Source organism: Candidatus Pseudothioglobus singularis PS1, assembly GCF_001281385.1.
Lineage (GTDB): Bacteria > Pseudomonadota > Gammaproteobacteria > PS1 > Pseudothioglobaceae > Pseudothioglobus > Pseudothioglobus singularis.
The window spans coordinates 464,233-482,418 of the sequence record NZ_CP006911.1 but is presented as its reverse complement, the minus strand read 5'-3'; the positions used below and the strand labels follow the sequence as shown (position 1 = coordinate 482,418).

The window sequence follows — 18,186 nt, the reverse complement described above, 5'->3', positions numbered from 1 at the left end:
ACTAGATTCATTTCAAAATATGTGTACAATTGTAGGTTCATAAATTCTTAAACATATAAAGGAGAGATAAATGAGTATTAAGTTAGGCTTTAAAAAGTCATCAATTGTTTTTGCAGTAGCACTTCTATCAATAGGAATGACTGCTAAAGCAGGAGTTGTTTATGATTACATTAAAAACAATAATGAATTAATGATTGCAACCGATGCAAACTGGGCACCATTCTCATACATTAATGATGCGGGTGAAATGGAAGGCTTTGATGTAGACGTCGGTAGAGAAATTGCTAAGCGTATGGGAGTTGAAGCTCGATTCATCACACCTGCTTGGGATGTGATTACTTCCGGTAACTGGAATATGCGTTGGGACGTGTCAGTTGGGTCAATGACTCCAACTGAAAGTCGCTCTGAAGTCCTAAACTTCCCGGCTGTATACTATTACACGCCAGCTGCATTTGCAGTTCATACTGGCTCACCTGTAACGACATTAGCTGGATTAAATGGTAAGAATGTTTGTACTACAGCAGCTTCAACTTGGGAAATGTATCTTCAAGGAAGTCTTGATATGCTAGATGCTCCTGCATTTAAATACAAGGTGACTCCAGGAACCATTACATCTTTGGTTGATGGCTCTGCTTGTCTAGATGACACTCGCCTAGGTGCAGGTGTTCGTAATGATGGTATTATTGATTCTGTCCCAATGATTCAAAATGCAATTGATGCAGGCTACCCAATCAAGTTCTTAGGTGATCCTGCTTTCTATGAGCCGCTAATAGTTGCAACTGATAAAGGCAATAGTGATTCTGAGCTAGATGCTGAGATTGCTAGAATTATTTTAGAAATGCAAAAAGACTACACGTTGACTTCTCTGTCAATGAAGTGGTTTAAGAATGCAGATGGTAGCTCTAACGATTACACTACTGCATACTAATATAGTTATTATTAGTAAAAGTTTTACTTAAGCTTTAGAAAAAGGTATGTTCGTCGATACCGTTGTTGAAGATAAGGCGCTGCATAAGCCAGCTTTCCTTATCGGACTCTCAGTAACGGTATTGGCGTTTTTCTTTGCCTTTAATTTCACCAATACAATCTTTGGTGAATTTCTTAGTCCTGTCATTGGAAACCCTGAAGAAAGTGGTCTTTTTGGAAGACTTGTAGTCTCTTTTGTCCTATCAGTAATTTTTGTACTTAATCTGCTTGCAATTAGTTTAACTAGAATAAAAGTACAAATTTTCATTGTGTGGATAGAGTTATTTCTTTTGTTTCTTGCGTTTGCATACTCATTTGACTTAAAACTCTCATTCATTCAAAGCAGAATTGGCCTCATGATATCCAAAGGCCTATTTACCACAATATATATTTCAGCAGTATCAATTGTTATTGCAACTGCTATTGCAATAGTTGGCGCAATAGCTAAATTATCCAATAATGGCTTTGCTTATGCTATCGCCAGTTTTTATACATCCTTGTTTAGAGGTCTCCCTCTTCTACTTCAAGTGTATTTGATTTATAAAGGATTACCTCAGCTAGGATTTATGGTTGACGCCATACCATCAGGAATTGCAGCACTCTCACTTTGCTATGGCGCCTATATGACTGAAATTTTTCGTGCTGGTATACAAAGCATACCTAAAGGGCAATGGGAAGCATCAAGAGCTTTAGGCTTTAAGTCCAGTCTCATTCTGCGAAAAATCATCTTACCTCAATCGATCCCAATTATAGTTCCTCCAACTGGAAACCAATTTATTGCAATGCTTAAAGATAGTTCATTGGTCTCTGTGCTCGGAATTTGGGAGTTGATGTACCTTGCTAAAACACTAGGCCAAAGAGATTTTAGGCACATGGAGATGCTTCTAACAGCCGCAATGATTTATTGGGGTTTAACGATTATTCTAGAGATGATTCAGGCGCGCATTGAAAGAAAATATCAACAAAAAACTTGACTATGAATGATAGTATAAAAAATGAAAAGCCAGTCATCTCTTTAAAAGGAGTCAATAAATGGTATGGAGATTTTCAGGCCCTTAAAGATATCAATCTAGAGATTAATCCAAAAGAAAAGATTGTAATATGTGGCCCATCAGGTTCAGGAAAATCCACCCTAATTAGATGTCTTAATCGATTAGAGGCGCACCAAGAAGGCCAGATACATGTCACTGATGTTGAGCTTCATGAAACTATGAAAGATATTGATATTATTCGACAAGATATCGGCATGGTGTTTCAAAGTTTTAACTTATTTCCTCACTTAACAGTTTTAGAGAATTGTATGGCGGGACCTAATTGGGTCAGAGGTATTGACCAAAATGAAGCAAAAGAAAGAGCAATGGCACTTCTTAAACAAGTAAAGATTCCTGAGCAAGCTGATAAATACCCAGAGCAGCTTTCAGGTGGACAGCAGCAGCGAGTTGCGATTGCAAGAAGCTTGTGTATGGAACCTAAAGTTATGCTTTTTGATGAGCCAACTTCTGCACTAGACCCTGAAATGGTCTCAGAAGTTTTGGATACTATGATTGAGCTCGCAAAAAGTGGGATGACAATGATTTGTGTGACACATGAAATGGGTTTTGCAAGGCAAGTTGCGGATAGAATTATCTTTATGGATGCTGGTGAGATTGTCGAGGAGAATACGCCAGAAGAATTCTTTAATAATCCTCAAAATGAACGCACAAAAACCTTTTTAAATCAGATTCTTAGCTAGTCTTTTTAAAGTATTCTTTAAAAGAATCAATCACAAATAATATATCTTTTTCCTCTATACCAAGGTGGCAAACTAAACGCCCTCTATCCAGATTAGAGATCATAATTTCTCTATCCGATAGGAATTTTTCTAGAGACTCTCTATGCTTTTTAGGACAATTGACAAATACCATATTGGTTTGATTATTAGCATAATCAATTGATAACTCTGAAATCGATGATAACCCATCAGCAAGAAGTTTTGCGTTATCATGGTCTTTCTGAAGTCTTTTAACATTATTTTTTAATGCATACATTCCGCATGAAGCAATTACACCAACTTGCCTCATTCCTCCGCCAAGCATTTTCCTTAGACGGCGGGCTTTATCAATGGTAGTTTGATCTGAAACAAGCAAGGAACCAATAGGTGCTCCAAGGCCTTTAGATAGGCATATTGAAATACTATCAAAACAGTTTGTTAAACTTTTCATTGAGGTGCCCGAATAAATATGCGCATTAAATAGTCGAGCACCATCTAAGTGCACTTTAAGATTTTTTTGATGCGCAGCATTAGCTAGCACTTCAAGATGATTTTGAGGCTGAACTTTTCCTGAAATAGTATTTTCTAAGCAAAGTAATTTAGTGACTGCATAATGCGGATCATCATCTTTAATTTCACCAAGCATGTCAGCAACATCCATCAAACCTGAATCAGAAGTTTCAATGGGACAAATACCTACACCTCCTAGAACAGAAACTCCCCGCGCTTCATAAACATTGGTGTGGTAGTTTTTTCCAATGAGCACCTCATCACCACGCTGGCAATGGGAGAGCATTGCCGTTAAATTACTCTGAGTCCCACTTGGAAAAAATAAGGCTGCCTCTTTTCCTAATAAGTTAGCTGCATATTCCTGCAGCTCATTAACCTCCTCATCCTCCTCATATACATCGTCACCCATCTTGGCTTCTTGAATGCTTGATAACATTTCTTTAGAAGGAAGAGTTACGGTGTCACTTCTAAAATCAATAAGATTTTTAAATTCATTTTTTCGAGAATGACTACTATTTCTTTTGTATTGATTCATATTGATTTAGATTTAAGGCTGGTACTCAGGATAGGCTAGCGTGGCGACAAGGTGTGTTCTGGGATGCTCACCACCATTTAGAGCTGTGTGGTAACCACGCGTATCCGTAAAATACACTGAGCCGTCAGCAGGTAGATGGGTGCAGTGGTGGTTGACTATAAATAAAGAGCCTGGATTAGTATAAATGGGAATATGAATTCTAGGCTCTGGGTCTCTATGCCAAGAATTACAGTTATAGCTATCTTTTTCAAGTATTCTGACTCTTCCAATGGGGTAGCGTGCCGTTAATTCTTTGTAGATTGTCTCAAAGTAAGTCCCCTTAAAGATATCAACAAGCTCGCTAAATAATGATTCATCAACCAGCTCATCTTTGGCTATCTCCTCGTAGCTGTCATCAACACGTGTATAGTAGCGGCCCACTAAATCGTTGTCAGAGTCTGCTGTACCATCTTTCCTTCGCGTCATCGCAAGCGCATGAAAACCAGACGCAGCAGTCTTGAACTCCGAGGTCGACTTGATATGATCAAGAGCCCCTCTAATGCTTTCAATATCAAACTTAAGCTTAAGCTTGACTATATGCTCATTCCCTTTAAAAGTCGCAACGGAATCAATATCAACTCGTTCATTAATATATGAATTTAATTCTTTTGTATCTTCAGAAATACTCATAAAAGTCCTTAAAAAGGTTTAACGACTGCGAGGATGATAATAGAAATCAGGAAAACGACTGGAAATTCATTAAACCACCTAAAAAAAACATGAGACTTATCATTTTTATCAGCCGCAAAAACGCCGACTAGATGCCCACAGTAAAAGTGATACGCTATAAGAATAGCCACAAGAAACAGCTTAGTCTTAAGCCAATACATGCTACTGTATACCTCCCAGGCATAGCTCTGAAGCATCCATAGACCCATTATAGTGGTTAAAATAAAGCTTGGCATCATGATGCCGTTGTAAAGCTTTCTTTCCATAACCTTAAAGCGCTCTATGCTGATCGCATCTTCCGCCATCGAGTGATAAACAAATAACCGAGGCAAGTAAAACATTCCTGCCATCCAAGAAACAAATCCAAAAACGTGTATGGCCTTAACCCAAAGCATAATAATCCAAAAAAAATATAAATCATAATACCGTTTTTGACCGGTTATTATGTCGGATATTCGCAAAGATTAGTTTATTTATCATTTACTCATTAATTTATCTTATGACTTATGACAGAGTAAAATTTGATATCAAACATACAGTTTTATAGAATGCTAAATTTTTTTAAAAAAACGCAAAGCCAAGATTCTCAGGAAGTAAAAAATAAAACTTCGCTTAAGGAAAGACTATTTAAATCCAAAAAAAAGCTTGGTGATGGCCTCTCTTCACTTGTTATTGGCAAAAAAAAGATTGATGAAGACCTCCTTGAAGAGTTGGAAATGCTCTTAATTGGATCAGACATTGGAATCCAAACAACTGATAAAGTAATTGAAGTCGTTAGAAAAAAAGCATCCAGAAAGGAATTAAAAGATGAGGATAGCCTCTATCAGCTGATTAAGGAGGAACTAGAGTCGTTATTAATCAAGGAAAGTCTATTACAGCCTAGCTCTAACAATCCTTTTGTCATTCTTGTGGTGGGAATAAATGGTGCTGGAAAAACGACAACTATTGGTAAGCTTTCAAAGTTATTTCAAGGTGAAGGTAAATCAGTTATGCTTGCAGCTGGAGACACATTTAGAGCGGCTGCGGTTGAGCAGCTTCAGGTATGGGGTGAGAGAAATGATATTCCCGTCATCGCTCAAAAAACAGGGGCTGACGCAGCCTCGGTTGTATATGATGCCTATCAGTCAGCGATTGCTAAAGATATTGATATATTAATTGCTGATACAGCGGGAAGACTTCATACTCAAGATAACTTAATGCAAGAGCTTGAAAAAATTAAGAGAGTGCTTAAAAAGCATAATGAGGATGCGCCTCATGAAACCCTTCTTGTGATTGATGGAGGCTCAGGGCAGAACGCCATTCAACAAGCAAATGAATTTCACAAGTCCATTAATTTAACAGGTTTAGCCATCACTAAACTAGATGGCACAGCGAAAGGTGGCGTCTTATTCTCAATATCAGATTCCTTAAAGTTGCCTATTCGCTATATTGGAGTTGGGGAAGCAATTGAAGATCTAAAGCCTTTTAATGCAAAAGATTTTGTCAACGCTTTATTTGATTAGAGCTTAAAAGTACTGAAATGAGAATCAATCTCTCTCGCTAAATCAATATCAAGCTGCGTAATTCCGCCCTCACTATGAGTCACTAGATATATCTCTACTTTATTGTAGACATTCGACCACTCAGGATGGTGATCCATTGCCTCTGCAGTGATTGCAACTTGATTCATAAACTCAATAGCTTTATTAAAGTCTTTAAAGCGAAGAACTCTAAATAGTTTTTCATCTTTTATACGCCATTCAGCAAGCTCTATTAAAAATTGCACTAGTTGTTCATTAGACAAGATCAAATCATACTCCGCTTAATAGTTTTCTTGCACCCAAAGATAAAAGCTTATTGGCTACTCGTTCGCCCAAATCTTTTGGTTGGCTCAAATCACCATGCTCATCTACCCTTATCACTTTCCCAGAATCAACATTACCAACCATGCCTCTAAGGTTTAATTCACTCCCATTGCTTGTAGCATAAGCACCAATTGCAACCGAGCAACCTCCCTGAAGTGATGCATTCATAGCTCTTTCAGCACTTACTTCATCCATCGTTTTCTTGTGAATGAGTGGCTCTAAAAGCTTGATAATTTGACTATCGTTTTCTTTCACCTCAATTCCAAGGGCGCCCTGTCCAACAGCTGGTAACGATTGTTGAGCATTAAGATGCTGCTTGATTCGATCCTCAAAACCAAGCCTCATAAGGCCTGAGCAGGCCAGAATGATTGCATCATACTCACCATCATCAAGTTTTTGTAAGCGGGTATTGACATTTCCTCTTAAGTCTAAAATAACTAAGTCTGGCCTCAATGCCTTTAATTGGACGATTCGTCTTAGACTACATGAGCCAACTCGTGAACCAATTGGAAGGTCTGTAATACTGTTGAAATGGTTTGATACAAAAGCATCAAATGGATTTTCACGCTCCAGAATAGCTCCAACAACAAAACCTTCCGGTAATTCATAGGGAACATCTTTCATTGAATGAACTGCTATATCAGCCCTACCTTCGATCATTCCAATTTCAAGCTCCTTAATGAAAAGGTTTTTGCCACCAATTTTTGAAAGGGGAGTATCAAGTATCTTATCACCCTGAGTCGTCATTTTTACTAACTCTATCTTCAACTCAGGATAGAAATGCTCTAGCCTTGACTTAACAAACTCTGCCTGCCAAAGAGCCAGTGGACTTTTGCGTGTTGCAATTCTAAGCACTACTTTGATTTCTCCAAAATATCAATTTCATCAATATTTTATCGAGTGTTTCTTGATAATGTGGGCTATTAGGACAATATTGTAGTGAAAACATTGAAATATATCCGCTTTAAATATCTACTTAAAAAAGCTTTTTATATCATTTTCAGTAACTTATCTTCCATATGCTGGAATAATGTGCAGTAATTTAAATTTGTATTTAATAGAGAGTAAAAATAGAATGACTTCTAAAACAAATCATTTATGGGGTGGCCGTTTCAATGAGCCAACTGATGAGTTTGTCAAAATATTTGGCGCATCTGTTGCTTTTGATAAAACCCTTGCGCTCTATGATATTGAAGGCTCTATAGCGCATGCAACTATGCTCATGGAAGCTAAAGTACTAACCAGTGACGAGTTAAAGAAGATTTTAAAAGGGCTTGAACAAGTCAAACAAGAGATCATTTCAGGAGAATTTACCTGGTCAGTTGATCTTGAAGATGTTCACATGAATATTGAGTCTCGATTAACAGAGATTTGTGGCGAGCCAGGTAAAAAACTTCATACTGGGCGCTCTCGAAATGATCAGGTTGCTACAGATATTAGGCTCTATCTAAGAGATAATGTCCAGCGCATCCAGAATGAGCTTCAAAAACTTCTGCACGCCCTTCTCGATCTTGCCGAACAAGAAAATGAGACCATTATGCCCGGTTTTACTCATCTTCAGGCTGCTCAGCCAATCAGTTTTGGGCACCACCTATTAGCCTACTTCGAAATGTTTAAGCGTGATAAAGAGCGTCTTGAGGATAGCTTTAAGCGAATCAATACAATGCCTCTTGGTAGTGCTGCCCTTGCAGGAACGAGTTATCCAATTAATCGTGAACGAACCGCTGAACTCTTGGGCTTTGAGCGTATCAGCTTGAACTCTTTGGACGCCGTTAGTGACCGTGACTTTGCAATTGAGTTTGCCTCAAATGCGAGCCTCATCATGATGCATCTTTCTAGGTTCTCCGAGGAACTCATTCTTTGGTCTAGCGCTCAGTTTGAATTTATTGCTCTTCCTGATAGTTTTTGTACGGGCTCATCGATTATGCCCCAAAAGAAAAATCCAGATGTGCCAGAGCTGGTTCGAGGAAAAACAGGAAGGGTTAATGGTAATTTGATTGCTCTTCTTACTCTGATGAAGGGCCAACCATTAGCTTATAACAAAGATAATCAAGAAGACAAAGAGCCGCTCTTTGATAGCGTAGAAACAATCTACTCTTGCCTCCATGTTTTTTCTGAAATGATGCCTACAATTAAAGCCAATAAGGATAATATGTATCAATCAGCAATTAAGGGGTACACCACTGCTACCGATCTGGCAGACTATCTTGTCAAAAAAGGTTTGGCCTTTAGGGATGCCCATGATGTTGTCGGTAAAGCTGTTGCCTTTGGAATCAAAGAAAATAAAGATCTAAGTGAATTTACTTTAAATGAGTTAAAAGAATTTGATACATCTATCGAAAATGATGTATTTGAAGTGATCTCACTAGAGGGGTCTATTCAATCACGTAATCATATAGGTGGAACCTCTCCTGAGCAAATCCTGATTGCCATTAAAGCTGGTCGCAAAGCTATAAAGTAATGCGCATAGTTTTCGCAGGTACACCCAATTTTGCGGTCAAAGCACTATCTCACCTTCACAATTCTAATCATGAGATTATTGCTGTTTATTGTCAGCCAGATAGACCTAAAGGAAGAGGAAAAGTCTTAACTCCTTGCCCAGTTAAGCTCTATGCCCTTGAGAATAATTTAACTGTTGTACAGCCAGAAAAATTAAGCCATCCAGAAAATTATAAGAGGTTATTGTCTCTTAATCCCGATGTAATGATTGTTGCAGCTTATGGCCAGATTCTTACCAAAGAAATACTCGAAGTGCCAAAGTTTGGTTGCCTAAATATACACGCTTCTCTTCTGCCGCGATGGAGAGGCGCTGCACCTATTGAAAGAGCTATTATTGCAGGAGATAACGAAACAGGAATCACCATTATGCAGATGAATGAAGGACTCGATACTGGTGACATTCTCCTGAAGGATAAACACCCTATCTCAAATACAGAAACCTCTGGCTCGTTAACAGAGTCTTTATCAGTTATGGGCGCCCATCTAATTCTTAAGACTCTAGATAGCATAAATCAAATAAAACATTTACCTCAAAATTCGAGTGATGCCATCTATGCAAAAAAAATACTGAAAGCTGAAGCACAAATAGACTGGAGTCAAAGTGCTCTTTCAATCAGTCAAAAAATAAGGGCTTTTAATCCACGCCCTATTGCGCAATCTCAAGCTGAGGCGAAACAGTTTAAAGATAAGGTTATTAGAATTATTGATGCTGAACCATTAAACATTGAGTGCTCAAAATCCCCTGGAATGGTTGTTGAGCAGAAAAAGGACTCTTGCCATATTGCCACTGGAAGTGGACTATTAAGCATCAAAAGAGTTCAGCTAGCGGGCAAAAATGAGGTTTCCATTAGAGACTTCAATAATGCCTATCAGCTCATTAAACTCAGCTAGAAATCACTATAAAAGGTTAAGTCTCAAACCCTAGTTGACGCCATGCCTCGTATGCAACTATTGAAACACAGTTTGAGAGATTTAAACTCCTTGAGCCTTTTTGCATTGGAAGTGTGATGCCATCATATTCATCCATTATTTCTTTTGGAAGCCCTTTAGTCTCGGAGCCAAAAAGAAATGAATCCCCCCTATGATATTTAACATCGGCATAACTCGTTTTTACTTTTGTGCTCACTATATAAATTTTAGTTGGACAAGCCTTATCTAAATAATCATCAAAATTATCGTATTCATATAAATTTGCTAACTCTTTATAATCAAGCCCAGCGCGTCTCAATCGCTTATCATTAATCTCAAATCCATATGGTTTAATGAGGTGGAGATTAGAACCCATATTTGCTGATAATCGAATAAGGCTCCCTGTATTAGTAGGAATCTCAGGTTCAAATAACACTAAATTTAACATGTCGTTAGTTTATATAAATAATGCTATCATCCCATAGAACATAAAACATTTTTCAAAACTCACTGATTGATATAATATCGCTCGTGCAAGATAACTTAAAAAGTATCTCAGTTAATACAAGCCCTCAAAGTCTGGTCTAATTATTTATATGAAATCAATTAAAGACTTTCTAAGGAATGATGTTGAAGATATTTCTAAACTGTTGTGTCTGGCGCTTAACAAAACCCAAGAGCAGCTATATGCTAATTTAGATTACCAACTGGTGGATACTGAACTATCAGTTCTCTTAGGCTATATCGACCAAAGAAAAAAAGGTAAGCCATTCGCCTATATCAAAGGCAGTCAAGGCTTTTATGATTTAGATTTTATAGTATCACCTGCAACCCTTATTCCTCGACCTGAAACTGAACTATTAATAGACATAACACTCAATTTACTTGATAAAAATAAAAATCTCAATGTATTAGACTTAGGAACAGGTAGCGGGGTTATTGCAATTACAATTTCTGAAAAGCGTCCTAAATGGAAACTCTCAGCTACTGATCTGTCATTAGATGCGCTTAATATTGCCAGACTCAATTCAACTAAAAATATTGATTTTTATTGTGGCAGTTGGTTTGATCCAGTCCCACCTGAAACATTTGATTTAATTGTTAGTAACCCACCCTATATTAATGAGCATGACCCACACTTACAAGATCTAAGATATGAGCCTATAGAGGCCTTAGTTTCAGGCGATGATGGTCTAAATGACATTAGAGAAATTATCAACAAATCAACATTATTTCTTAATAGTGGTGGTTACTTACTCCTTGAGCATGGGTATGATCAAAAAGATAGAATTGTGAAGTTATTAGAAGAGTCTTATACAAGTATCAAAACATTTAAAGATCTGAACAAGGTTGACAGGGCAATCCTTGCAAAACTAAGGTAGCTCAAAAAAATCTGCTTTTTTCTTCGAAGACTTTTGTTGCGCTAATATGACCCCAGAAATTACGATTAGAGCCCCAACAGCTTGGTGCCATATCCAGCGATCACCAAGAAGAAACAGCATAAACATGACGTAGAATGGAACCGCATTCAAATGAAATGACGAAATACCAATACCCAGCTGACTCACAGCCTTTATCCATAAGATTTGTGAAATGCCTAGACCAAGCCAAGCATAGATTAGGACTAAACCAAGATGCTTGAGTGTTATTGATGAGGCGCTATTCGTTAAATCCATAAAAATAGTGCAAATAAAATACAGCGCAATTGAAAGCCCAGCCATTCCAAATGATGTCACTGCTACCTGACCTAAAGTAGTCATACCTGGAAGGTTTTTAACGGTTGCTCTAGATCCCCATGCAAATAGTGCTACCCCTAGAAACCCAATCAGAATAGCAAATCCAATATTACTCTCAACCAATGAAGCTCCAGAAGCAATATAGCCGCCCCAAAGAACCAAAACAACACCAAAGAAAAACCAAAACGTCATTTTGCGTCCATCAAGGAGCATCTCAAGTGAAACCGCAAATACAGGCATCGTGGCTACCGCTAATGCCGCAATCACTGGAGTTGTAATAGACTGTAGGTAAAGAATCAAAAATGCCCCAATACCAAATCCCGAGACCCCAATAAAAAAACCTTTAAGCCATTTAGCAGATTTAACCTTTTGAATCCCCTCAATGGATAACCATATTAAGAAAATTAAAATAAATGAAAATACATTTCGAGCAGTAATAACGCTGACGACATCCCAGTCATCCAATAAGTACTCTGCAGCAGGAAAGCCCATTGCAAATAAAAGGATTGAAAAGACACATATTAAATTAGACTTAATAGCGCCTTTATCTTTTTCAGCTTGATTTTTTTGGGGATTGCTATTCATAACAGTTGCAAAACTATCTAACATCAATAAAGGTTTGAAATATATCAGAAAACTTTATTTAATGATGTTTTTTTTCTTAGCCAACATTTCTTGGATTGTCAAACGATTCGATCTCGATGTATAATCAAATTTATCAAGATAAAGGCTTTTAAAGCGCTGCCTTGAAAATAGAATAAAAAGATATTTTTATTTAAACTCAATGCAATTTAAAGGAATGGCTATGCTTGATAAAAAACAAATCGGAAAGTCTACTCAAAGTATCTGGAGCGGTGAACAGGAACATGAGCTTTATGAGCGCTCTACTCAGGTGCCCGTTGTTCACAGTGTTTCATTTGCTTATAAAGATATTGATACATGGCACAAAGTCGCCCTAGAGGAGGCTGAAGGACATATTTACTCTAGAAATACGAATCCAACTGTTCGTGCTTTTGAGGACAAGGTAAAGGAGTTAGAGAGCGCCCAGGCTGCTACCAGCTTTGCCTCTGGCATGGCCGCCATTAGTAATACGCTGGCCACCTTTTTAAAGCCAGGAGACCGAGTTGTTTCTATCAAGGACAGCTATGGAGGCACTAATGTTATCTTTAATGAGTTTTTACCCCCACTAAATATTATTGTAAGCCTATGCGAAACAGGCGACTATGAGCAAATAGAAGCAGAAATAGCTAAAGGTTGTACCTTGCTATATCTGGAAACACCAACAAACCCCACCATAAAAATAACGGACATTAAAAGACTGAGCGCTGCGGCCAAAAAAGTGGGGGCACTTGTCGTTGTTGACAATACATTTGCTACCCCTATTAATCAAAACCCTTTACTGCTTGGGGCCGACATCACGCTTCACTCTGCATCTAAGTATCTTGGCGGTCATGCTGACGCCCTTGGAGGTGTCATATGTGGCAACAAAGATTTAGTAAAGAAGGTTTATCACTACCGTGAAATCAATGGTGCAACGCTTGCACCGATGGATGCCTATAGCCTCCTAAGGGGTATGAAAACTTTAAAGCTTCGCGTTGAGAGGCAGAATGAGAGCGCTCTCAAAATTGCAAATTTCCTTGAAAACCATCCACTAGTTGAGCAGGTAAACTACCCAGGATTAGAATCTCATCCTGGCCATCAGATTGCGAAAGTTCAAATGAATGGTGGCTATGGTGGGATGCTTAGTTTTTCTGTCAAAGGGGGTCTGGAGTCAATCAAAAAATTTCTACCCAAACTCAAATATGCCCATATGGCAGCGAACTTAGGTTGTGTTGAGACGGTAGTCGGCCCTCCTTTGACGACAAGTCATGTGGAGTGCAGTGCTGAAGAGAGAAAGGCTGCAGGCATTCCTGAAGGTCTAGTAAGGTATTCCACAGGAATTGAGGATGTTGAGGATCTAATAGATGATTTGAAGCAAGCATTTACACATATATCTTAAAGGGAGGGGTCATGAAGAAAGAGAGAAGAAGATTTAGCAAGGAGGAGTATCTAGCAAGACAATTAAAAGTTCGGCAATCTATGAATGCCTCAAATGTTGATGCTCTCATAATTTATGATCCTGCCAACATGTTCTGGCTGACAGGCTATGATGGATGGTCATTCTATGTTCATCAGTGTGTTGTTATTTCAACAAATGGTGATCTTTTTTGGTATGGCAGAGGGATTGATGCAAAGGGTGCTGAACTCACTACAGATCTAAAATTAAAAAATATTCTCTCTTATCCTGACGACTACGTGATGACCCCTGAGAAACATCCTATGGAGCATCTTGCTGGAATTCTCAAAGAAAAGGGATTCTCCAATAAAAGAATTGGCTTAGAGAAAGATAATTATTATTTCTCAGCCAGAGCTGCTGAATCTTTATATAGCTCACTTCCGGATGCGACATTTAGCGATCATACGGGTCTTATTAACTGGCAAAGAGCCGTTAAATCTGAAACTGAAATTACCTACATGAAAAGGGCTGGTAAGGTAATTGAAGGGGTTTACGAGAGAGTTATGCAGGTCGCAGAGCCAGGGATGAGAAAAAATGATTTGGTAGCTGAAATCTATCATGCTGGAGTCAAGGGTCATCAGGGTCACTATGGTGACTACGCCTCTTTTGTGCCATTGATTGGTGCAGGTGAAGAAGCTGCTGCGTGTCATATGACTTGGAATGATGAGCCACTAAAAAATAACGAAGGCATGTTCTTAGAGCTTGGAGCTGCCTATGCGAGGTATCACTGTCCCTGCTCAAGAACCTTATTTCTAGGAACACCTCCGCAACAATACCTTGATATTGAAAAAGTTATTAATGAGTGCATTGAGAATGCGATTGGAATGTTTAAGCCAGGTAATACTTGTGCACAAATATCAGATAACTTTACTGCAACGCTAAAAAAATATGGCTATGAAAAGAATAATCGATGTGGATATCCCATCGGCTGTAGTTACCCACCAGACTGGGGTGAGCGCACGATGAGTCTTCGTGGAAATGATCAAACTGTACTTGAAGAAAATATGACTTTTCATTTTATGCCAGCGATCTGGTTCGATGACTGGGGTTTTGAGATGACTGAAAGTATTCGTGTTGGAAGTAATGGCGGAGAATGTTTATCAGCTGTCCCAAGAAAGCTATTAGTTAAATAGCTTTTTCAGCTTATTTTGCTAGATCAGATCTTTTGATTAAGGTCTCAGAGATCATATCAGTATGCTTGATTGTATCTAATACCGCATAACTGAAATAACGCCTCATGCCTATGTCTGCCTTTAGAACTCTCTTAAGGAAGTCTTGATAATCACTCACATCCTTTACAAATACTCTCAGAATATAATCCAGGCTCCCGCCCACTGACCAACAGGAGAGGACCTCATCAAACTCCATAATGGCCTCTTCAAATCTAGCGAACTCGCCCTGCTTGTGGCTCTCTAACTCAACCTCTGTAATGACAAGATGAAAGTTACTTAAAAAGGATGAAGATAGCTTAGCACCGTAACTTTCAATGATTCCAGCCTCTTCAAGTCTTTGAAGCCTATCCCAAGATGGGGTAAGTGATAAATTCAGTTTGTCAGCGAGTGCAGTCTTGGTAATCCTTCCCTCTACTTGAAGAATAGATAAAATTTGGATATCTCTTTCATCGAGCTTATGCATAAGTACATTATCGCTCTAAATGAAACTTAAATTATCAAAAAAATTCAATCAAGTATGAATTTTTGATATTAATCAGTGATTTACAAAATTATATGGAACTATTTTTAGGTATGAAGATTCTCAATCATATTAGAAATTTGATCAAAAGTAGCTTGGTTAGATGTGAATACAGGCTTACCAATTGCAGCCTCAATCTCTGGGATGATTTCTGCCGATCTCATTGCTGTGCACGATATAAAAATGGCGTCAGCATCATTATGTATTGCAGCTTTAGCTGCTTTAATAATTTCATCAGCCGGAAGCATAGCGACATCCCTATCATCATCCATATCCATATGCATTGAGGATACCATTTCAACTCCATTACGCTCTAGATAACCTCTTAAAAGAGAGGAGACCTCTTCGCTATAAGGCGTTAATACACTGATTTTTTTAAAACCTCGCGCCTTAAAATTGGCAACAACTGCTTGAGAGGTAGATAAAACTTTTGCAGTTGGCTTGCTCTCTTGAATTGCAAGCTCTATTGCTTCATCACCGACAATGGATGAAGATGAAGTACAATTAAATACAACTAAATCAAGGTCATAATTGGGAAGTATAAGGGCAGCTGCTTCAGTCAAATCATCGCCAATTGCAGCTAAGGACTCTGGGGTCATTGGGTTTGCGAAATAAATCCTATTAAAATAGAAGTCATAGTCTGGCTTTTGCTCGGTGTACATTCTTACAAAATCACGTTCAAAGGTGAAATCAGTATTCAAGACTATCAGACCTACTGATGGCCTATCCCTCCTCTCACTCAAAGCATCGGATATCTGATATTTTTTTGATTCTATTGTCATAATAAATTAATGTTTGATTGATGTTGAGAATAGGTGCATCACTACTACACCTGAAATAATTAACAACATACCAATTATTGAAGCCAAATCTGGCATCTCTTTATAAATAATTGCCCCAGAACAAGCTACTAAAACAATTCCAAGTCCAGACCAAACAGCATAAACAACGCCCAATGGTAACTCCCTAAGTGCAAGAGTCATCAACCAAAAAGAGATTAGGTAAAAAATAACCAAGAACGTAGTTGGTATGAGTTTCGTAAACTCTTCAGTAGCCTTTAGAAGTGTTGTTCCAGCAACCTCTGCTGCGATTGCAAGAGCTAAATATACATAGGTCATTATGATTAAAGTTTCTGTAAAAAATCACAGTATAACCTTAAGAAATAATCTTTACAAAGGATTTAACTTAGCCAACTAACAAATAATATTCGAAATTTTATATTTCATAATTAATCTAATCAGTAATAGTTATTTCACTTTTGACATAATATGGTGAAATAGAGCAAGAAGTTCCATTTGATGTATCTGCACTCAGAGACATTTTTGTACCAAATGCAATGTCTATTTTGGGTGCAACTTCAGATACCGTATAAGGCTCCTTTAATGCAAATATCATCGAAAAGTCATCATCAGAGTTGGTAATATCTTCAATGCTTAAACCAAAACGAGAATCAGTAGAAGTAGGCAGATCTTTATTATAGTTTGTCCAACTATAAGTACTACTACAATCTTGATTAAGACACTGTTTCATTAAATTTGCTGCATTTTGACTAGTGTAAGTAACCCCATTTTGAGTTTGTTCACCACTATCAGTATTCAAATAATAAGTCATCAAAGTTGGGGAACCACTAGTTTTTCCAGCAAGAAGTCTATTATATTTATTAGCGCCATTAAGAGTTGCAGAAGAGTCTGTATGACAAGTGAATGTTGTAAAGCCACTTCCTGAAACTGAAACTGATCCTTGCAACTGAATTTTTCTTAACATTGTTGGCTTAATATGGGTAAAGGTCGTTCCAATTGGAAGGCCTTTCGTTGAAGCAAATGTCGCAATAGCCTGTCCAGCGGATACTGAAGTAACATCAAACTCTAAGGAGCCTGTTCCAACCGTCGTTGCTCCATTACAAGTCACATCGTAAGGACCAGTATTTGGAACACTAGTGCAAAGCTCCAGTTTAGTCATAGTTAATATATACTTAGAAGGTTCAGCACAATTACCATTACTACCTGCACAGCCAGCTGAATATACTTGCAATGAAATTAATCCTAAAAATAATGGTAGAAGTTTATATATTTTATTCATTAGTCAAGCCTCGAAATAGTTACACCAACACCCTCAGACTCGAGCGTAATTTTATTTGATCGTTTAACTTTAGATAAAAGCTGTGAGCTCATATCACCATCTGGGAATGCTTCATCTGAAATAAAGTCTGTTGATGCAGATGGTCCTTTTCTTGGAGGAAAGACAATTGTTATTTTAGCAAAGTTGTCCTTCTTTTGAATGTTGTTGTCATTAACACCAAACTCCATAATGACATTAGGAGTCAAAAGTAAGTCAAAGCTTAGCTTGTCACCCTTTGAGTTTTTTGAATTATTGACCTTCTTCCATTCATAGTGCATGAGATTAATTTTTGCCCAGGGCAGATAGGGGATCTGACCATTAATGCTCATGTCATTTCCATTAAGCGCTCTTTCTTTAAAGTCACCCACCGTCTTTTGACCCGAGATTGCTTCATAGTGGTTAATTAAGACATCAAAGACTGTCGTTCTAAATTCAAAACCTAAGCTGTATCTTGAGTTGCCTTCTTCATCATAATCAACAAAAACGTTTCCGCCAATCATAGATTTTTTATTATCAGATAATGTCCTGTAACCAAGACCAATATTGGTTGTCAGCCTACTTTTACTTCTAATTTGAGTATTACTCAGTTGAAGCTGCACAAACCAGGCATCCTTTCCTGGATGGATAGATATTGGACGAACAGTCATAATTGAAAATTCAGGCTTGTTGCTTTCTTTCATACTAAATTGAACTTCAGTATCACCTTTACCACCAATCACACTCTCAATACTAGATGCGATTCCAGAGGTCATGCTTGAAAGTAAACCTTGCTTAATAGCTTCTGAATCATCTGCATGAACACTACAAGCAAATAAAAAAAGTACAAAAACTTTTGCTAATTTATTTTTCATAATTGGGATTTT

21 protein-coding genes are annotated in these 18,186 nt (G+C 37.9%); 9 read left to right on the top strand and 12 right to left on the bottom strand.

Translation table 11 applies throughout. The features are described 5' to 3' along the window. The first annotated feature begins 70 nt into the window (after positions 1-70). From W908_RS02430 to W908_RS02420, 3 genes are read left to right on the top strand one after another with little or no spacing between them, the layout of a single operon-like run. Positions 71-928 (top strand): transporter substrate-binding domain-containing protein, encoded by an 858-nt coding sequence (locus tag W908_RS02430; protein ID WP_053819770.1) that lies wholly within the window; start codon positions 71-73, stop codon positions 926-928. A 46-nt stretch (positions 929-974) separates the two neighbouring features. Further along, entirely contained in the window at positions 975-1,940 is a 966-nt protein-coding gene (locus W908_RS02425) for an amino acid ABC transporter permease (RefSeq protein ID WP_053819769.1), read from the top strand. A gap of 2 nt (positions 1,941-1,942) precedes the next feature. Then, positions 1,943-2,698, top strand: a complete 756-nt coding sequence (locus W908_RS02420) for an amino acid ABC transporter ATP-binding protein (protein ID WP_053819768.1) — start codon at positions 1,943-1,945, stop codon at positions 2,696-2,698. Here W908_RS02420 and ltaE read toward each other — a convergent pair. The 3 genes from ltaE to hemJ are packed head-to-tail and all read right to left on the bottom strand — an operon-like array spanning position 2,691 to position 4,864. Next, positions 2,691-3,761, bottom strand: coding sequence for a low-specificity L-threonine aldolase (ltaE, locus tag W908_RS02415; RefSeq protein ID WP_053819767.1), 1,071 nt, complete (start codon positions 3,759-3,761; stop codon positions 2,691-2,693). The two genes, W908_RS02420 and ltaE, sit on opposite strands and share 8 nt — an antisense overlap. 12 nt (positions 3,762-3,773) lie before the next feature. Further along, a complete protein-coding gene (locus W908_RS02410; protein ID WP_053819766.1) occupies positions 3,774-4,430 on the bottom strand; it encodes a hypothetical protein in 657 nt (218 codons plus the stop codon). An 8-nt stretch (positions 4,431-4,438) separates the two neighbouring features. Next, positions 4,439-4,864: a protoporphyrinogen oxidase HemJ gene (gene hemJ / locus W908_RS02405; protein ID WP_053819765.1), complete on the bottom strand. Its 426-nt coding sequence runs from the start codon at positions 4,862-4,864 to the stop codon at positions 4,439-4,441. 153 nt (positions 4,865-5,017) lie between these two features. Here hemJ and ftsY point away from each other — a divergent pair, with 153 nt between their 5' ends. Further along, the gene (ftsY, locus tag W908_RS02400; RefSeq protein WP_053819764.1) at positions 5,018-5,971 is read left to right on the top strand and encodes a signal recognition particle-docking protein FtsY; all 954 of its coding nucleotides are present in this window, start codon (positions 5,018-5,020) and stop codon (positions 5,969-5,971) included. On the opposite strand, the gene W908_RS02395 is transcribed toward ftsY, so the two are convergent. Next, positions 5,968-6,252, bottom strand: coding sequence for a 4a-hydroxytetrahydrobiopterin dehydratase (locus tag W908_RS02395; RefSeq protein WP_053820774.1), 285 nt, complete (start codon positions 6,250-6,252; stop codon positions 5,968-5,970). The two genes, ftsY and W908_RS02395, sit on opposite strands and share 4 nt — an antisense overlap. Positions 6,253-6,259: 7 nt before the next feature. Then, a complete protein-coding gene (gene hemC / locus W908_RS02390) occupies positions 6,260-7,168 on the bottom strand; it encodes a hydroxymethylbilane synthase (protein ID WP_053819763.1) in 909 nt (302 codons plus the stop codon). Positions 7,169-7,388: 220 nt separating this feature from the next. Between hemC and argH the strand changes: the two genes are divergently transcribed. Both argH and fmt read left to right on the top strand, forming a co-directional pair. Beyond that, on the top strand, positions 7,389-8,774 hold the full coding sequence (argH, locus tag W908_RS02385; protein WP_053819762.1) for an argininosuccinate lyase: 1,386 nt from the start codon (positions 7,389-7,391) through the stop codon (positions 8,772-8,774). Further along, the gene (gene fmt / locus W908_RS02380; RefSeq protein ID WP_053819761.1) at positions 8,774-9,703 is read left to right on the top strand and encodes a methionyl-tRNA formyltransferase; all 930 of its coding nucleotides are present in this window, start codon (positions 8,774-8,776) and stop codon (positions 9,701-9,703) included. Before argH ends, fmt begins: the two co-directional genes overlap by 1 nt. Positions 9,704-9,719: 16 nt before the next feature. Here fmt and W908_RS02375 read toward each other — a convergent pair whose 3' ends face one another. Continuing rightward, complete coding sequence (locus tag W908_RS02375) at positions 9,720-10,169, bottom strand: tRNA (cytidine(34)-2'-O)-methyltransferase (RefSeq protein ID WP_053819760.1); 450 nt, start codon at positions 10,167-10,169, stop codon at positions 9,720-9,722. Between the two features lie 148 nt (positions 10,170-10,317). Here W908_RS02375 and prmC point away from each other — a divergent pair, with 148 nt between their 5' ends. Then, positions 10,318-11,103 carry a peptide chain release factor N(5)-glutamine methyltransferase gene (gene prmC, locus W908_RS02370; protein ID WP_053819759.1) on the top strand — a complete coding sequence of 262 codons (786 nt, stop codon included), beginning with the start codon at positions 10,318-10,320 and terminating at the stop codon, positions 11,101-11,103. Here prmC and W908_RS02365 read toward each other — a convergent pair. Continuing rightward, complete coding sequence (locus W908_RS02365; protein ID WP_053820773.1) at positions 11,095-12,042, bottom strand: DMT family transporter; 948 nt, start codon at positions 12,040-12,042, stop codon at positions 11,095-11,097. The genes prmC and W908_RS02365 overlap by 9 nt on opposite strands. A gap of 220 nt (positions 12,043-12,262) precedes the next feature. Here W908_RS02365 and W908_RS02360 point away from each other — a divergent pair, with 220 nt between their 5' ends. Both W908_RS02360 and W908_RS02355 read left to right on the top strand, forming a co-directional pair. Further along, positions 12,263-13,456 (top strand): cystathionine gamma-synthase family protein, encoded by a 1,194-nt coding sequence (locus W908_RS02360; protein WP_053820772.1) that lies wholly within the window; start codon positions 12,263-12,265, stop codon positions 13,454-13,456. Positions 13,457-13,467: 11 nt separating this feature from the next. Then, positions 13,468-14,646, top strand: a complete 1,179-nt coding sequence (locus W908_RS02355) for a M24 family metallopeptidase (protein ID WP_053819758.1) — start codon at positions 13,468-13,470, stop codon at positions 14,644-14,646. Between the two features lie 10 nt (positions 14,647-14,656). On the opposite strand, the gene W908_RS02350 is transcribed toward W908_RS02355, so the two are convergent. The 5 genes from W908_RS02350 to W908_RS02330 all read right to left on the bottom strand — a co-directional run bounded on the left by W908_RS02350 (position 14,657) and on the right by W908_RS02330 (position 18,174). Then, positions 14,657-15,148 (bottom strand): Lrp/AsnC family transcriptional regulator, encoded by a 492-nt coding sequence (locus W908_RS02350; protein WP_020026131.1) that lies wholly within the window; start codon positions 15,146-15,148, stop codon positions 14,657-14,659. A 104-nt stretch (positions 15,149-15,252) separates the two neighbouring features. After that, a complete protein-coding gene (locus W908_RS02345) occupies positions 15,253-15,987 on the bottom strand; it encodes a maleate cis-trans isomerase family protein (RefSeq protein WP_053819757.1) in 735 nt (244 codons plus the stop codon). 6 nt (positions 15,988-15,993) lie between these two features. Beyond that, positions 15,994-16,323, bottom strand: a complete 330-nt coding sequence (locus tag W908_RS02340) for a DMT family transporter (RefSeq protein ID WP_020026133.1) — start codon at positions 16,321-16,323, stop codon at positions 15,994-15,996. Positions 16,324-16,438: 115 nt separating this feature from the next. Continuing rightward, a complete protein-coding gene (locus W908_RS02335; protein WP_053819756.1) occupies positions 16,439-17,284 on the bottom strand; it encodes a hypothetical protein in 846 nt (281 codons plus the stop codon). Then, positions 17,284-18,174 (bottom strand): inverse autotransporter beta domain-containing protein, encoded by an 891-nt coding sequence (locus W908_RS02330; RefSeq protein ID WP_053819755.1) that lies wholly within the window; start codon positions 18,172-18,174, stop codon positions 17,284-17,286. The genes W908_RS02335 and W908_RS02330 overlap by 1 nt, the downstream gene beginning before the upstream one ends. Between the last annotated feature and the right edge of the window lie 12 nt (positions 18,175-18,186).

Coding starts and splice junctions, on each gene's coding strand:
- W908_RS02430 (WP_053819770.1), top strand. CDS start 71: ATGAGTATTAAGTTAGGCTTTAAAAAGTCATCAATTGTTTTTGCAGTA.
- W908_RS02425 (WP_053819769.1), top strand. CDS start 975: ATGTTCGTCGATACCGTTGTTGAAGATAAGGCGCTGCATAAGCCAGCT.
- W908_RS02420 (WP_053819768.1), top strand. CDS start 1,943: ATGAATGATAGTATAAAAAATGAAAAGCCAGTCATCTCTTTAAAAGGA.
- ltaE (WP_053819767.1), bottom strand. CDS start 3,761: ATGAATCAATACAAAAGAAATAGTAGTCATTCTCGAAAAAATGAATTT.
- W908_RS02410 (WP_053819766.1), bottom strand. CDS start 4,430: ATGAGTATTTCTGAAGATACAAAAGAATTAAATTCATATATTAATGAA.
- hemJ (WP_053819765.1), bottom strand. CDS start 4,864: ATGCTTTGGGTTAAGGCCATACACGTTTTTGGATTTGTTTCTTGGATG.
- ftsY (WP_053819764.1), top strand. CDS start 5,018: ATGCTAAATTTTTTTAAAAAAACGCAAAGCCAAGATTCTCAGGAAGTA.
- argH (WP_053819762.1), top strand. CDS start 7,389: ATGACTTCTAAAACAAATCATTTATGGGGTGGCCGTTTCAATGAGCCA.
- fmt (WP_053819761.1), top strand. CDS start 8,774: ATGCGCATAGTTTTCGCAGGTACACCCAATTTTGCGGTCAAAGCACTA.
- W908_RS02375 (WP_053819760.1), bottom strand. CDS start 10,169: ATGTTAAATTTAGTGTTATTTGAACCTGAGATTCCTACTAATACAGGG.
- prmC (WP_053819759.1), top strand. CDS start 10,318: ATGAAATCAATTAAAGACTTTCTAAGGAATGATGTTGAAGATATTTCT.
- W908_RS02365 (WP_053820773.1), bottom strand. CDS start 12,042: ATGAATAGCAATCCCCAAAAAAATCAAGCTGAAAAAGATAAAGGCGCT.
- W908_RS02360 (WP_053820772.1), top strand. CDS start 12,263: ATGCTTGATAAAAAACAAATCGGAAAGTCTACTCAAAGTATCTGGAGC.
- W908_RS02355 (WP_053819758.1), top strand. CDS start 13,468: ATGAAGAAAGAGAGAAGAAGATTTAGCAAGGAGGAGTATCTAGCAAGA.
- W908_RS02350 (WP_020026131.1), bottom strand. CDS start 15,148: ATGCATAAGCTCGATGAAAGAGATATCCAAATTTTATCTATTCTTCAA.
- W908_RS02345 (WP_053819757.1), bottom strand. CDS start 15,987: ATGACAATAGAATCAAAAAAATATCAGATATCCGATGCTTTGAGTGAG.
- W908_RS02340 (WP_020026133.1), bottom strand. CDS start 16,323: ATGACCTATGTATATTTAGCTCTTGCAATCGCAGCAGAGGTTGCTGGA.
- W908_RS02335 (WP_053819756.1), bottom strand. CDS start 17,284: ATGAATAAAATATATAAACTTCTACCATTATTTTTAGGATTAATTTCA.
- W908_RS02330 (WP_053819755.1), bottom strand. CDS start 18,174: ATGAAAAATAAATTAGCAAAAGTTTTTGTACTTTTTTTATTTGCTTGT.